16 protein-coding genes and 1 other annotated feature are annotated in these 14,579 nt (G+C 50.6%); of the genes, 12 read left to right on the top strand and 4 right to left on the bottom strand.

Annotation, left to right across the window (positions count from 1 at the left end):
- The first annotated feature begins 63 nt into the window (after positions 1-63).
- The 4 genes from ACQ76X_RS29960 (at position 64) to ACQ76X_RS29945 (ending at position 3,069) form a co-directional block, all read left to right on the top strand.
- Positions 64-1,065: an IS110 family transposase gene (locus ACQ76X_RS29960; RefSeq protein WP_438497419.1), complete on the top strand. Its 1,002-nt coding sequence runs from the start codon at positions 64-66 to the stop codon at positions 1,063-1,065.
- A gap of 516 nt (positions 1,066-1,581) precedes the next feature.
- Positions 1,582-1,847: a binding site (T-box leader), on the bottom strand.
- 158 nt (positions 1,848-2,005) lie between these two features.
- Positions 2,006-2,221 (top strand): hypothetical protein, encoded by a 216-nt coding sequence (locus ACQ76X_RS29955; RefSeq protein WP_438497418.1) that lies wholly within the window; start codon positions 2,006-2,008, stop codon positions 2,219-2,221.
- Between the two features lie 82 nt (positions 2,222-2,303).
- Positions 2,304-2,747, top strand: a complete 444-nt coding sequence (locus tag ACQ76X_RS29950; protein WP_076112079.1) for a GNAT family N-acetyltransferase — start codon at positions 2,304-2,306, stop codon at positions 2,745-2,747.
- A gap of 85 nt (positions 2,748-2,832) precedes the next feature.
- Positions 2,833-3,069, top strand: a complete 237-nt coding sequence (locus ACQ76X_RS29945; protein WP_038590405.1) for a DUF3892 domain-containing protein — start codon at positions 2,833-2,835, stop codon at positions 3,067-3,069.
- 113 nt (positions 3,070-3,182) lie between these two features.
- Here the strand turns inward: ACQ76X_RS29945 and ACQ76X_RS29940 are convergent, their stop codons facing one another.
- Positions 3,183-3,920: an MBL fold metallo-hydrolase gene (locus tag ACQ76X_RS29940; RefSeq protein ID WP_438497417.1), complete on the bottom strand. Its 738-nt coding sequence runs from the start codon at positions 3,918-3,920 to the stop codon at positions 3,183-3,185.
- Positions 3,921-4,087: 167 nt separating this feature from the next.
- Here ACQ76X_RS29940 and ACQ76X_RS29935 point away from each other — a divergent pair, with 167 nt between their 5' ends.
- On the top strand, positions 4,088-4,639 hold the full coding sequence (locus ACQ76X_RS29935) for a copper amine oxidase (RefSeq protein ID WP_038590410.1): 552 nt from the start codon (positions 4,088-4,090) through the stop codon (positions 4,637-4,639).
- A gap of 91 nt (positions 4,640-4,730) precedes the next feature.
- On the top strand, positions 4,731-5,054 hold the full coding sequence (locus tag ACQ76X_RS29930; protein ID WP_019911532.1) for a DUF1292 domain-containing protein: 324 nt from the start codon (positions 4,731-4,733) through the stop codon (positions 5,052-5,054).
- Between the two features lie 121 nt (positions 5,055-5,175).
- Here ACQ76X_RS29930 and ACQ76X_RS29925 read toward each other — a convergent pair whose 3' ends face one another.
- Positions 5,176-6,651: an aminotransferase class I/II-fold pyridoxal phosphate-dependent enzyme gene (locus ACQ76X_RS29925; protein ID WP_438497414.1), complete on the bottom strand. Its 1,476-nt coding sequence runs from the start codon at positions 6,649-6,651 to the stop codon at positions 5,176-5,178.
- Positions 6,652-6,740: 89 nt separating this feature from the next.
- On the opposite strand from ACQ76X_RS29925, the gene ACQ76X_RS29920 reads away from it, so the two are divergent.
- The gene (locus ACQ76X_RS29920; protein ID WP_438497413.1) at positions 6,741-8,030 is read left to right on the top strand and encodes an MFS transporter; all 1,290 of its coding nucleotides are present in this window, start codon (positions 6,741-6,743) and stop codon (positions 8,028-8,030) included.
- A gap of 107 nt (positions 8,031-8,137) precedes the next feature.
- On the opposite strand, the gene ACQ76X_RS29915 is transcribed toward ACQ76X_RS29920, so the two are convergent.
- A complete protein-coding gene (locus ACQ76X_RS29915) occupies positions 8,138-8,761 on the bottom strand; it encodes a DUF1054 domain-containing protein (protein WP_438497412.1) in 624 nt (207 codons plus the stop codon).
- A 309-nt stretch (positions 8,762-9,070) separates the two neighbouring features.
- Between ACQ76X_RS29915 and ACQ76X_RS29910 the strand changes: the two genes are divergently transcribed.
- The 3 genes from ACQ76X_RS29910 (at position 9,071) to ACQ76X_RS29900 (ending at position 12,045) form a co-directional block, all read left to right on the top strand.
- Positions 9,071-9,667 carry a hypothetical protein gene (locus ACQ76X_RS29910; RefSeq protein ID WP_438497411.1) on the top strand — a complete coding sequence of 199 codons (597 nt, stop codon included), beginning with the start codon at positions 9,071-9,073 and terminating at the stop codon, positions 9,665-9,667.
- Positions 9,668-9,933: 266 nt separating this feature from the next.
- The gene (gndA, locus tag ACQ76X_RS29905) at positions 9,934-11,346 is read left to right on the top strand and encodes an NADP-dependent phosphogluconate dehydrogenase (protein ID WP_038590418.1); all 1,413 of its coding nucleotides are present in this window, start codon (positions 9,934-9,936) and stop codon (positions 11,344-11,346) included.
- Positions 11,347-11,502: 156 nt separating this feature from the next.
- Positions 11,503-12,045: a shikimate kinase gene (locus ACQ76X_RS29900; protein ID WP_438497409.1), complete on the top strand. Its 543-nt coding sequence runs from the start codon at positions 11,503-11,505 to the stop codon at positions 12,043-12,045.
- Between the two features lie 25 nt (positions 12,046-12,070).
- On the opposite strand, the gene ACQ76X_RS29895 is transcribed toward ACQ76X_RS29900, so the two are convergent.
- Entirely contained in the window at positions 12,071-12,379 is a 309-nt protein-coding gene (locus ACQ76X_RS29895) for a rhodanese-like domain-containing protein (protein ID WP_038590436.1), read from the bottom strand.
- A 112-nt stretch (positions 12,380-12,491) separates the two neighbouring features.
- Here ACQ76X_RS29895 and aroA point away from each other — a divergent pair, with 112 nt between their 5' ends.
- Both aroA and ACQ76X_RS29885 read left to right on the top strand, forming a co-directional pair.
- Positions 12,492-13,784: a 3-phosphoshikimate 1-carboxyvinyltransferase gene (aroA, locus tag ACQ76X_RS29890; RefSeq protein WP_438497408.1), complete on the top strand. Its 1,293-nt coding sequence runs from the start codon at positions 12,492-12,494 to the stop codon at positions 13,782-13,784.
- A gap of 94 nt (positions 13,785-13,878) precedes the next feature.
- Positions 13,879-14,313, top strand: coding sequence for a CoA-binding protein (locus tag ACQ76X_RS29885; RefSeq protein WP_438497407.1), 435 nt, complete (start codon positions 13,879-13,881; stop codon positions 14,311-14,313).
- Positions 14,314-14,579: the final 266 nt, after the last annotated feature.

Genomic DNA, 14,579 nt, shown 5'->3' with positions numbered 1-14,579 from the left:
CACCTCCATCAAATTTCACTGGATCGGACGGCCCGTAGCCCTGCCAAGAAAGGATGTTTTGTTTTGGACGCTATTCGTCAATGCTGTGCCGGCCTGGATGTTCATCAAGCCACGATTGTCGCCTGTATTCTCAAAGGACCTTTAGACACCAAACCCACCAAACAGATTCGCGAATTTCCTACCGTCCTCTCCGGTTTACTCTCTCTCGCCGATTGGCTGGAGCATGAAGGCTGTACCGACGTCGCCATGGAAAGCACCGGCGTCTTTTGGAAGCCTGTCTTCAATGTCCTCCAGGATTCCTGCTCCTTAACCGTCGCCAATGCGGCTCATGTCAAGAATATCAAGGGACGCAAGACCGACGTCAAGGATGCCGAATGGCTCGCCCAGCTTCACCGTTGCGACCTCATCCGCAGCAGCTTTGTTCCCCCCCAAGAGATTCGTAACCTCCGTGACTTGACGCGTTACCGCAAGAAGCTCCAAGGTAATGAGGCCTCCGAACGCAATCGCATTCACAAGGTTCTTGAGGATGCCAATATCAAGCTCTCCAGTTTCGTCTCCGACCTCTTTGGCGTTTCCGGACGCCTTATGCTTCAAGCCATTGTCGACGGTGAAGTCCTCGACCCTGAGGTTGTCGCCGATCTGGCCAAAGGTAAGCTTCGGGCCAAACTTCCAGAGTTGACCGCCGCCTTGAACGGTCGCGTCACCAAGCACCACCGCCAGATGATTTCCCATTCCTTGAAGCATCTGGTCTTTCTGGAATCTTCTATTGCTGAACTGGAGGCAGAGATGGACATCGCCTTTGCTCCTCATCTTCCGAAACTTCAGCACCTTCAAAGCGTTCCAGGTCTCGGTCCGCATACCGCCAAGATTCTAGTCGCGGAACTCGGGATCGATATGTCGGTGTTCCCGACAGCTGCTCATCTGGCTTCCTGGGCTGGACTTAGCCCAGGCAGTAACGAAAGCGCCGGTAAAAAAAAAGTTCAGCTACCCTCAAAGGCAACGCCGCACTTCGCAGCGCACTCGTTGAAGCCGCTTGGGCTGCCAGTAAAACCCGAACGTTTTTAGGGGCAAAGTTCTGGGCTCTTGCCCGCAGGCGGGGAAAACCTAAAGCCATTGTTGCCCTCGCCCATAAATTACTTGTCATCGCCTATCACATCTTGAGAACGAATGAACCCTACCGGGAGCTTGGCACCGACTTCTTACTCTTGCGGAATCCGATTTCTTCCGAAGATCGTCTAATCCGCCAGCTGCAACGACTCGGGTATACCGTTCAGAAGCCGGCTCCCTCCGTATAGTCCCTTTTCAAAAGGAGATTCCAAGCCTCCCGGGCATCCTATTGCCTTTTTTAGCGTTCACCTCGCAAGGGAGTGATTCGTTTGGACAAGACCCCGTTGAAGTTACTTCGTCCGTCCGCGTTATTTTCCCATCAAAGTTTTGTGAGCGTTACTCCCAGATTGTCCATCGAACAAAACTCGCTTCGGAAGCATAGGCTAAAGTTTTGTGAGCGTTACTCCCAGATTGTCCATCGAACAAAACTCGCTCCGGGAGCATTTTTGGGCAACAAAAAAGACTCCCGTCCCCAAAAGGGACGAGAGCCTGTGCTCACGTGTTACCACCCAACTTCATCAATGCCTTGCGGCATTCACCTCTTCAGGTACGTCCGCTGTTCGCGGGTATACCCTAGCACGATAACGGATGCGGGTTCCGGCGCAGCCTACAACCCTCCTGGAGGGGTTCGATGCGCAGCTCAGAGACCATATTCCCTTGGATTTTCTTTGCTCCTTTTCAGCGGCCGGAGCTCTCTGTGAAAGATTGGCCAAGGTACTCTTTCTCTTCTTAGCTTTTGTGGTTATCCTAATTAATGGTTATCTTACGGGAGGAACGTGGTAGAAGTCAAGCGTTAAATGCAGTTTTTGAATCTGGATTCAACAAAGACCGCTGATCAGTTTAATAACCTCACGAATCGTCAAAGCTGTGTAGAGCAGAAGACGATAGGAGGGAAAAGATGCGCAGAATTAAGATATGGAAAGCAGTAGTGTGTTTAATGCTGCTTCTGACGGCAGTTGGATGTGCTTCGTCCTATCAGGCGCCGAGTGTTGTGGAGATCCAGAGCATGACTGGCTTGGATGGAAAGCCTGAAGGTTTAGACAGCCCTTTATCGCCTGTATTGGAGGATGTATACGACCGCTCGATTTCCACTGAGGTCTATTCGGTCGAATAATGGCGCTCTTCACAGCGTAATGAAAATTCTGTATAATGGGTCAACTATCGTTTTTATATAAAGAGAGGAGACCTGTGGAAGTATGGCGGCGGAAATCGTACATGTAACGACAGATGAACAGCTCCAGATGGGACTGGACATCCGCAAAAAAGTATTTGTTGAAGAGCAAAAGGTACCGGAAGAAGAGGAAATTGATGAGTATGATGTAATCGGCGACAATGTGCATCATATCTTGCTGATGGATGAGGGTCTCCCGGTAGCTACCGGAAGATTGATTTATTATAAAGCGGGCACTGCGAAAATGCAGCGTATAGCAGTCGACAAAGACTACCGCAGCAAGGGATACGGGCGTATCCTGCTGTTGGCACTGGAGGAGCTTGCCCGTGAGCTGGGCCTCGAATCATCCATCCTTGATGGACAATGCCAGGCGGAAGACTTTTATAACAAGCTGGGGTATGAAGTGATCTCTCCAGAGCCATTCTATGATGCGGGTATTTTGCATGTGAGAATGCAGAAAACGCTGTAAACCTCAAAGTACATATTCTTTCGTTAGCAGGGCAAGCTAGAGTTGAGCCTAATGGCCAATCCAAGCGCGAAGGAGTAGATCCTAAGTGATGAACAATGAACGCGAACGGTTTACAGCGGCCCAAAGAAACGGTGACGGCGACCTGATGAAGTTCCAGACCTCTTCAGGTCGTGTGCTGGACTACCAGCAAGCGCTGCAGGAGGTTCAAGCGGGAAGTATAGCCGGAGTGAATGTGTTCAAAGGCAGAGATGGCGAACTATACATCCGTGGCGATGCGGATGGCGATCCCACGAATAATCTGGATCAGCTGCCGCAGTTCTAAAACCGCATAGATAAGAACAGCCGGACAGGCAGTGTCAGTTGACACTGTTGTCCGGCTTTTTTACAGCTTCAAGGTTATAAACTGCGGAAAATAAAGATACGCGAAACTGAACCTCAAAGCTCATATATCTCATGCTGTACAAGAAACTCCATGCCACCGGTCATCCCCTCAAATTCAGGCTTCCGGTCGCTGTAATGCATTAAATAGATCAACTTGCGTACATCATCAGGCAAAGACATCAGTTCCCGGAGTGTAGTATGAACCTGCCCCGATCCGCTGAGCTCACAGTCGTGAAAAATCTTCCGGACGCCATGCTTGCGTACAAGTTTGATCAACAGCTCAGGCTGGAAGGTCATATCGGCGCTGTAAAAGATATCGTCATTCAGCAGCAGCGAGTAGCTGTCCCGGCCGCGAATATGCGGGGTGCGAATCAATTGCAGTGTAATTTCCGGGGAAAGGGTATAAGACTCACCTGGACGCAGGGCAGTTACATTGAACAGTTCTTCGAGGGAATCTGCACGGCCTTCCTTTGAGTGAGCGCTCTTGCGGATGTGATCCCACAGCGGTTTGAGCAGTGTTTCTGACAACAGCAGCTGCATCTTCCGGTTATTATCTTGCTTCAACTCCAGTGCCAGCTCCTCCAGTCCGCCGACATGATCATTATGGATATGTGTGATTAGCGTCGCGTTCACCTCACGGAACGATCTCCCTAATTGATGAATGGCGAGCGGGGCTGTAGCACCACAGTCTATGAGAAGCGAGAAGTTGCCATCCAGCAGCAGCCCGTTGTTATTATAGTAGTTATTGGAAAAAGCATCGCCTGTACCTAACATTTGCAGTTGTATTGTCATACCGAAAATCCTCCAGTTCTAATTGTTGCCAAAGCAGGTTAACGTTATATTTTCAATATAGTAACATTTTGATGACAGAAATGAAATTTTCATCTCACTTCGGCGCAACTTGTGTCACCCATGGCAGTATATATTAACAGCATGAATTATTTGGAGGGTCTCTGCTTATGAGGTGGAAAAAAGTTGCTCTGTGCGTAGTTGTATTTTCCCTGATGGGAAGTTCATTATTGTTCGCGGACGCTGTAAATCAGAAAATCAGGGTATGGAGCAATGGGAAGGAAATGGCCGATGGCGGCTATTTGATTGATGGCAAGGCTTATATCCCGGCCAGGGAAGCTGGAGGCGTCGTGAACTGGGACGGTTCAGGCAAAGTGACCATTCTTAAGCCGAATGTACAGATTATTCTGTATAAGGGCGATGATGTATTTGGTAACGTGAATATCGGAAAACTCAAATTTAAGGTGTTGTCACAGGTGGACAGCTTGACAGATAGCATCGCAGCAGTAAAAGTAGCCATTACCGATCCATCGGGAAATGTGAAGGACATTCAGTCGCAGGAGCTGGGCGGTTCGAAAAAAGAAGATTTCTGGTTCTCCACTTCGGAGTTCACCTATGATTTTAAAGAGTCCGGGAAGTACCGTGTGGGCTTCTATATTAAAGCCTCCAAGAATGTAGATTACGTACTTGTGTCAGAGAAGGTAATCACTGCCCTAGATTAGGTATTTTGCGCCTCCCTCAAATTGACCTGAACTTATCATACGTGTTACGATACCAAATGTAGGATAATTCAATTCAAAGTGAGGTATTTCAATGAGCGATCACAAACATGAGCATGGCCATGAACATGGTGAAGCATGCGGTTGCGGACATGATCACGACCATGAGCACGAGGAGTTTGTGCTGACCTTGACGAACGAGCAGGGCGAAGATGTAGAAATGGTGCTGGTAGAAACGTTCGATGTGGGCGAGAAATTATACGCGCTGTTGCTGGAACGCGAAAACCCTGAAGCGGATGGCATCATTCTGCGCATGGAAGAAGAAGATGAAGAAATGGTGCTTTACAACATTGAAGATGAAGCTGAATGGAAAGCCGTTGAAGAAGCTTACAACGAGCTGCTTGCCCAGCAAGAATAGATTTCAGTGTAGCACAGCCTGAGGTTGCATGGATTCAGCACTGAGGCTTGCATGCAAAAACCCGATACCTAAAGTATCGGGTTTTTGTATGAATGCCTATGTTTTGCGGAAAGCCGGCCGATCAAGAGATCGGATCAGCTTCCACGACTACCTTGACAAAGTTGATGCTGCGGTCCTCCGGACCTTTGACCGGCAGTCCGATTTCCACATGGTCGATGATATAATCAATGTTATCCTGGGTAATTATTTCACCGGGGAGCAAAATCGGAATGCCCGGAGGATAAACATAGATGAATTCCGCAATGATATAACCTGCGGATTCGCGGAACGGAACAACCTGAGTATCCGCATAAAAGGCATCTCTTGGAATAAGGGCAAGCTGTGGAATTTCCGGCACCTGCACCTTAAGCTCATAGATCTCACCTTTGCTGTAATGGATGGCTGACAATACCCGCAGGGCAGAAAGCAGCTTATCTACGGAATCTTGGGTATCACCAGGCGTAATCAGGCAAAGAATATTATACATGTCGCTTAGTTCTACTTCGATGTTATACTTTTGGCGCAACCAGTTTTCTGTTTCATAACCGGTTATTCCCAAATGGCGGACATGAATGTTAAGCTTGGTTGGATCAATATTAAAGGTGGCCTCTGTGCCAAGAATCTCTCTGCCAAAGCTGTACAGACCGTCGATGTTGTTGATGGCCTCCCGGGCATAATTGGACAAGGCTATCGTTCTTGCGGCCATTTCATGGCCGTTCAGAGCCAGATTGCGTCTGGAAGTATCCAGTGACGCAAGCAAAATATATGAGGTGGAAGTTGTTGTAAGCATACTGAGAATCGTCTGTACCCGCTGCGGGTTGACCAGCCCGGTTTTGGCATTCACGTTAAGCACTGAGCTTTGCGTCATGGAGCCGCCCAGCTTGTGAACGCTGGTTGCCGCCATATCGGCACCGGCCTGCATGGCTGATACCGGAAGATCCTCATGAAAATGAATCAATACTCCATGTGCCTCGTCCACCAATACGGGAACCCCGTAGCTGTGGGCCAGGTCAACAATCGAACGCAGGTCAGCGCATACGCCAAAATACGTTGGATTGATTACTAGAACTCCTTTGGCGTCCGGATGGCGCCTTAATGCTCGTTCCAGCGAGCTGGTGGTAATGCCGTGGTCTATCCCAAGATTCTCATCCTGTACAGGTGAGACGAAAACAGGCTTGGCTCCGGAGAAAATAATTGCCGACATCACGGATTTGTGAATGTTCCGCGGCACAATTATTTTGTCTCCTTCTGAGCAGACAGAGAGGATCATAGTCATGATGGCATTGCTCGTGCCCTGTACGCTAAAATACGTATAGTCGGCGCCGAAAGCCTTCGCAGCCAGCTTCTGAGCTTCTTGTATTACGCCGGTAGGCTGATGAAGATCATCAAGCGGTGCGATATTGATCAAATCTATGGATAGAGCGTTATCGCCGATAAACTCACGGAATTCGGCATCGGTTCCTAGCCCCTTCTTATGCCCGGGAATATGAAATTGAACTGGGTTTCCAGCGGCATGCTTTTTGAGAGCAGTGAAGAGGGGAGTACGGTGTTGATCCATTTAATGCTGTCACAACCTTTCGCGAATAGTTTTTTTCAAGCAAGCATCAGTATAACAAATCAATCAACATAATACTAGGATGTGATCTAATGTCTGGCAAAGTAGCACAACGTATGCATATCAGCTTGGCCTCGCCCTTCATTATGGAAATGTGGGCTATTATCTTTTTGGTGGAATTTGTGAAAGGCTCGCTGCTTGTCGCCCTCCTGCCTGTGTATATGGAGAATATCCTCGGCTTGTCGGTAACGGTGGTAGGTTTTGCTTTTGCGTTGCAATATCTGGGGGACAACCTCTTCCGCAGCCCGTTCGGCTGGGTGATGGAGCGTATCGGCTACCGCTGGACAATGACGGGCGCCCTGCTGCTGCTGGTAGTAGCGGTAGGAATGATTGTCTATGCCAAAGATGCGGTCAGTTTATCCATAGCCTGCCTGATTCTGGGCATTGGAACATCGCCGCTGTGGCCTTGCACAATGACAGGGATTACGGAGCTGGCCGGTTCTACGAAGAGCGGCAGCAGCGGTGCGGCGATGGGCGCAGTAGAGATGGCCTCGCTGGCCGGAACCGGGATCGGGCCGATCACCATGAATTTTCTGATGGATCATGGCGGTCAAGGCTACCGTACGGTATTTCTTGTGCTTATGGGATGTGCAGCTGCTGTTGCTGCCGTTGCCCTGCTGCTCCCGTCCAAAATCGGTGGTCATGCTCCCCATGTTGTGCGTGACCTCCACAGTGAAGAAGCTCCTGTGGAACAGCGCAGACCGTTTCAGCCGCTGCAGAGCCTCAAGCGGACGATGCACGCGGTCAGAAGCTCGCTGAAGGTAAGCCGGCTGCTGTTCCCGGCATTATTTCTGCAGGCTTTTGCCATCGGCCTTATGACACCGGTAGTTACGTTGTTTGCCCATTCGGAGCTGCATGTCACGCCGAATCAGTTCAGCCTGCTGCTCATTGCCGGTGGGGGGATCACAGTGCTGGCGCTCATTCCCGCCGGGAAATTGGTGGACCGGATCGGGACTACAGTGTTTCTGAACATCGGATTTCTGCTGGCAGCCGGTTCACTGGCCTTCTTCTCCCAGGTGCGCTGGCTGCCGCTGGCCTTCTGCGCTGTTGCGCTGGTTGGTGTAAGTTATGCGCTTATTCTTCCGGCCTGGAACGCATTTATTGCTTTACAGGTGCCAAAGGGGGAGCGGGGCACCGTATGGGGCCTTTTCCTGACACTCCAAGGCTCCGGCATGGTCGCAGGCCCCGTGCTGTCAGGCAGACTGTGGGATTCCGTCAGCCATAGCGCTCCTTTTCTGGCCAGCTCATTTGTGATGGTGCTGCTCTTCGGACTGCATCTGCTTATTGTCCATCGGACAAAATTAAAGACAGGAACTAGCTGAGCTGGAGTGGGTTGGGAACGATCGGTGACACCAAATAAGCCGCAGGCTGACGGAAAGAATTCATCCGTCAACCTGCGGCTTTATTGCAGCCATAGACTTATATATGTCTAGAAGGACATACGGTACAGCGGCAGCAGCGTCTCGAAGGTCTGCTGAATAAGCTCAAGGAGCTTATCCTCATCCGACAGAATCGGATCATCCTTGTCGATCCGCAGACCACACGTAATCTCGGCTTTCTTGACTTCCTTCAGCTTGCGGGCAAGCTCGGCGAACTGCCGGTCGTCCATGTCCGATTCCTGGATACCCTTAGGATCCAAGTGGTCGGTCGACCAGAAATAGCTTCCCGGAAGCTCGGCGCGGATATCTGCGGATTGCTTCGCCAGCGCATTCGCAAAGACCACCTTGTTGGAGCTCTCATAGATAATGGCAAAAACAACAAACAAGTGGCTGTGGAACATACCAACCTGGAAATGCGGCAGAGCCTTGTACCCGCGTTTATTCGGGCCCCAGGCCACCCATGTATCATTCGGGGCATGAACGGTGCGCCGGGCGTGCTTGGCTACATGCGGGAACATTTCTTCTCCGCACAGCGCGGACAGGACTGGAGCAAGTTCGTTGCCAAGCTCATTCAATTTAGGCCGCACCCGGGCGATGAGGGCGTCCATTCTCGGCTCCAGCCCCTCAATTTGAAATACTGCAAAATCATCATGTGTAAATCCTTGAAATGGCATTATAGCGTCTCCTTGTTCAAAAGATAGATTAGCATGCACATAAGCATTGCTGAAATTGCTGCCGCTGCCGCATATTTCCATCTCTAAGCCTCTAAATCCAGTAAAAACAGCGGGAAGCGTTTGGGATTAGCAGGAAACGGGTAAAAATAGTCAATAAACCAAGTTACCGCTACATAAAATGAAGTATAAAATAAGAGTAAGACGAACGCAAAGTAAAGATCGCAAGTGGAGGTCCGGCAGTCAATTTTACCTAGGAAAAAAGCTAATAAAGCTGGTTTTGCAGAAGCAAAGCTGTTAGGGGGGAGTGCCGTGAACAAAAACGACGAAGTGGAGTATTGCAATCTGGAGCTGCGGTTTGACCGACAGCATATACAGGATCTTATCAAGGACTTGATAAAAGATGGCTATTCCCTTTACTGGAGTGAGAATGAAAGTGTTTTTTTGATTTCGGTGCGCACCGGCCGCAAGCTGGTAAAGCTCCGCTTCCAGCGGATTAAGGATGGCTACAAGCTGGTGGGCGATTATATGATCCGTGATGCGCGCCTGTCCGAATGGATGGAGAAGCTGATTGGCGATATGCGAGGGCATGCCGTAGTCAAACGTTTCCGCGACCGCCAGATTATCATTGAGAATATTTTATTTGGTGAAGTGATCCGTCTGGTGGAAATTTCCGGATACCAGCAGCGTGTCCTGTATCAGAAAGGGCCGATGCTCACGGATCAGGAGCTGACAAAGCTTTTTTACTCCGGTGAAGGAGAAGAGCGGATCCGCCAGCGGAGGATTGAGGTTGATGAACAGCTGGACCGCTTGAATCAGGCCCTTCGCAGTGAAGACGCTGCACTTGCAGAGTCCTGTATGGCGGAGCTCAGCTTTTTGCAGCGGGAGCTAAATATGCTTGAATGGTAACAAAGATCGGCTTCATTTGGTTAAGGGCATCCCTCAGCAGGGGTGCCCTTAACTTTGTATTTCAACTTGTGGACAGGGGTTCACTTCTAGCGGTAAAAACGTTAAAATAGTCATTGTGAGCAATTTCCTGCAACTTAAGGACTTTGTCAATGAAATTGCTCTCTATTTCGCAGGCGGAACTTTGCTGTATCTGACAAAGGGTGGTATTCTTATACTGCGAGAAATGGATTTCACAAAAATATAGGATGCAAAGGGTGGAGGACCAGATGGCAAAACAACAAATCGGCGTTATTGGCTTAGCGGTAATGGGTAAAAATTTGGCTCTTAACATCGAGAGCAGAGGCTTTACCGTATCGGTATTCAACCGTTCCCCGGAGAAGACACATGATCTTATTGCCGAAGCGGAAGGCAAAAATCTGGTGGGTACTTTTTCCATTGAAGAGTTTGTAGAATCACTTGAAGTGCCGCGCAAAATTCTGATCATGGTTCAGGCGGGCAAAGCTACCGATGCCACAATTGAGCAGCTTCTGCCGCATCTTGATCAAGGCGATATTATTATCGACGGCGGTAACGCTTATTTCCCTGATACGGTTCGCCGCAGCAAAGAACTGGAAGAAAAAGGTTTCCGTTTTATCGGCACCGGAGTTTCCGGCGGTGAAGAAGGTGCGCTTAAAGGACCTTCCATTATGCCAGGCGGTCAAGAAAGTGCATATAAGCTTGTTGAACCTATCCTTACGGCAATTTCGGCCAAAGTGGACGGAGAGCCTTGCTGTACATATATCGGACCGGACGGTGCAGGACACTATGTAAAAATGGTGCACAACGGCATCGAGTACGGCGACATGCAGCTGATCTGCGAAGCTTACCAGCTTTTGAAGGATGTGCTTGGTCTGGATGCCAAAGAGCTGCACAGCATCTTCAAAGAGTGGAACAGCGGCGAGCTTGACAGCTATCTGATCGAAATCACAACGGATATTTTCGCACAATATGATGAAGAAACCGGCAAACCGATGGTTGATGTTATCCTCGATGCCGCCGGCCAAAAGGGAACAGGCAAATGGACAAGCCAGAGCTCGCTCGATCTTGGCGTGCCGCTGTCCATGATCACCGAATCCGTATTCTCCCGCTTCCTGTCTGCAATGAAGGATGAGCGTGTAGAAGCCAGCAAAGTGCTGAGCGGACCGGAAACAGAGCCTTTCCAAGGGGACAAAGCAGAATTTATCGAAAATGTGCGCAAAGCATTGTTCGCGAGCAAAATTGTATCCTATGCACAAGGTTTTGCGCAGCTGCGCGTAGCTTCCGACGAATACGGCTGGGATCTGAAATACGGCAGTCTGGCCAAGATTTGGCGCGGTGGCTGCATTATCCGCTCCCGTTTCCTCCAGAATATCACCGATGCCTATGAAACCAATCCAGAGCTGAAAAACCTGCTCTTGGATCCGTTCTTCAAAGACATCATGGGTTCGTACCAATCCGCATGGCGCAAGGTTGTTGCCGCTGCTGTAACTCAAGGGGTTCCGGTTCCGGGATTCGCAAGTGCATTGGCCTACTATGACAGCTACCGTACGGAACGCCTGCCTGCGAATCTGCTGCAAGCACAGCGTGACTACTTCGGCGCCCATACTTTCCAACGTGTGGACAAAGAAGGCGTCTTCCACCACAACTGGCTCGCTGAATAGGTTATTTGGCTTAGCTGCAAACAGCGGCCCGAACGGCTTCCCGCACCCGGGAGGCTTTCGGGCCTTTTTTTTCGGAATCTACAGGACGGGAATCGCATTGTGCAAAGTTTTCACCCTGTGTTATGATATGACAAATGTCGCGGTTGGAGGGTAGTCATGACTGGGGAGTTAGAACAACAACAGAGTTTCAATACCTTGCATAAAAATATTATCCTTGTAGGAATGATGGCCACGGGCAAGTCGACAGTGGGTGCCATGCTGGCGGAGGAACTGGGCTTTGAACTGGTTGATTTGGATCATGTCATTATAGAGAGTGAAGGCCGGAGCATTGCCGATATTTTTGCCGATGGGGGTGAAGCGTATTTCCGGAAGGTTGAAATTGCAGTACTTCAGCGGATGCTTGAAGGAGAGGGCAGAATTATTTCGACAGGCGGAGGTGCAGCACTGGCTCCAGGGAATGCCGAGATGATGTTGGAAAAGGGGCTTGTTGTGGCGCTTACGGCCACGGAAGAAGTCATTTTATCCCGTGTCAGCGGAGATCAGAACCGGCCGCTGCTCGCTGGCAACGCGCAGGAAAGGGTCCGCACCATCATGGAGCAGCGCCGGGAGGCTTACCGTTTCGCGCATTGCACAGTCGATACTTCGGAGCTGAGTGCGGCAGAAGTGTCGCAGCATATTTTAATGCATTACCGCGGTTGAGCTTTTAAGTATACTTGTGTGCGGCTTACGCCTCTGCACTTTCATTCCATTCAATCATTCCGCCGCTGAGGTTGGAGCCTTTGAAGCCGAACTGCTGCAGATATTCGCAGACACGCTGGCTGCGGGCACCTGAGCGGCAAATGAAGACGATCTCGGTCTCTGCCGGGAGCTCTTCCGTGCGCTGCGGAATCTCGCCCATTGGGATATGCTGAGCGCCGGGAATCATCCCGAAGGCGACTTCATCATCTTCACGTACGTCTATCAATACAAGGTCTTCGCCTGTCTCCAGACGCTTCCGCAATTCCTGCGGTGTAATTTGGGGGATCTCATTCATGGTTGTGACCTCTTTTCTATCGGAAGATTGGTTTAATGATAACACAAGTGGAGAATAGCCTGTCAAACGAAGCACTATATATCAACTACATTAACTAAGGAGCGCTTATATCATGGACGTTATTGTTAGGCCGACGCCAGCTTTGCAAGGAGAATTTGGAGCTTTGTCTTCCAAAAATTACACTACACGCTACCTGCTCGTTGCCGCTCTGTCCGAGGGCGTCAGCACGATCTACTATCCTGCACATAGTGAGGACAGTGATGCGATCCGCAGATGTATTGCCGATCTTGGAGCGGTTCTTACGGAGGATGAAGAGAAGATTGTCATTCAAGGCTTTGGCCGGCATCCCCGTGACGTCAAGGAACTTAATGTAGGGAATGCCGGGGCCGTCCTGCGCTTTCTGATGGCTGTAGCTGCGCTGAGCCCGGAGGTGACTTTCGTGAACACGTACCCGGATTCTCTGGGCAAACGCCCGCATGATGACCTCATTGCAGCACTCGGCCAGATTGGTGTTCAAGTGGAGCATAATAATGGAAGACTTCCGATTACCATTCGCGGCGGCAAGCCGGTTGGCGGCCGGATTACCGTCTCCGGTGCAGTCAGCTCACAGTATCTTAGTGCGCTGCTCTTCCTGACGCCGTTGCTAGAAGAGGACAGCGAGATCATTGTACTGGATGATCTGAAGTCGAAGGTTGTTGTCGGCCAGACGCTGGAGGTGCTGGAGCAGGCAGGAATCGTAGTTCATGCTGCTGAAGATTATATGTCCTTTAAGGTGCCGGGGCGCCAGGCTTATGCGGCCAAGTCTTACACCGTGCAGGGGGATTATCCGGGATCTGCGGCTGTACTTGCGGCAGCGGCTGTCACCCAATCGGATGTGAAAATTCACCGGCTTGCCGAGAAGAGCAAGCAAGGGGAACGGGCAATTGTGGATGTGCTGCGTATGATGGAAGTACCGCTTACTCACGAGGACGGCACAGTACATGTGCAGGGGAACGGCATTCTGAAGGCTGTGGAATTCGATGGTGATGCGGCAACCGATGCCGTGCTAGCGATGGTGGCGGCGGCGGTATTTGCCGAAGGGACCTCGCGTTTCTACAACGTGGAGAATCTGCGCTACAAGGAATGCGACCGGATTACTGACTATCTGGCGGAGCTGACCCGTGCCGGAGCCAAGGTTGAGGAACGCCGCGACGAGATCATCGTGCACGGCATGCCTGAGGGTGTCGAAGGCGGCGTAACGATCAATGCGCACTATGATCACCGGGTAATCATGGCGCTGACGGTAGTGGGCCTTCGTGCCCGCAAGCCGCTGCTGATCAAGGACGCCCATCATGTCGCCAAGTCCTATCCGCAATATTTCGACCACCTGCGCGCGCTTGGAGCAAATGTGGAGTGGGTACAATAACAATAAAGGATGCTGATCCAGGTGAAGTCGGCTTATAATAGGAAGTCTTGGTTTCACCTGCTGATTCGGCACTAAAGCGAAAGGGGTAACAAACATGAGCTTTGAGAACCCGACCCGGGAGCAAATCGGTGATATTCTTGCTTCCGCAGGTAATATTGCTGTTGTAGGTCTTTCTGACAAATCGGACCGTACCTCCTATATGGTGGCTTATGCGATGCAGAGCCGCGGATACCGGATTATTCCGGTTAATCCTACAGTAGACGGTGAGATTCTAGGGGAGAAATGCTACCATACGCTGGCTGAAATACCGGAGCCGGTGGACATTGTCAATGTGTTCCGCCGCAGCGAATACTGCGCCGAAGTGGCGCAGGAGGCAGCTGATATCGGCGCACATGTGCTGTGGCTCCAGCAGGGCATTATCAGCAAGGAGGCTGCTGACATTGCCGCAGAGCATGGCATGACGGCAATCATGGACCGCTGCATCAAGGTCGAGGAAACGATCACGATGCACGGGCGCATCCGGCAGTAGTATTCAGGGGGAGTTCGGGGAGGGATCCAGTACTCTCGTAATTCTGGAACCCTGGAACCCCGGAACCCCGGAACCCCGGAACCCCGGAACCCTTTAGCCTAGGTGGGGAAGGAAGGTATACAGCAAGTTTTGCTGCTCTGATCCTATTTCATCTAGAAATAGCCAGGTTGTGTTGCTATACTGGCATTAGACGAAGAACGTCCATTTAGCCGTGATTATTTTGCGGGAGATGGGCGTTCTTTTTTTATTTACCGGGAGGGGATCAG

This window comes from Paenibacillus sp. IHBB 3054 (genome assembly GCF_051594305.1).
Taxonomy (GTDB): domain Bacteria; phylum Bacillota; class Bacilli; order Paenibacillales; family Paenibacillaceae; genus Paenibacillus_AQ.
The sequence above is the reverse complement of the archived record's forward strand: the minus strand, read 5'-3'. Positions and strand labels throughout refer to the sequence as shown.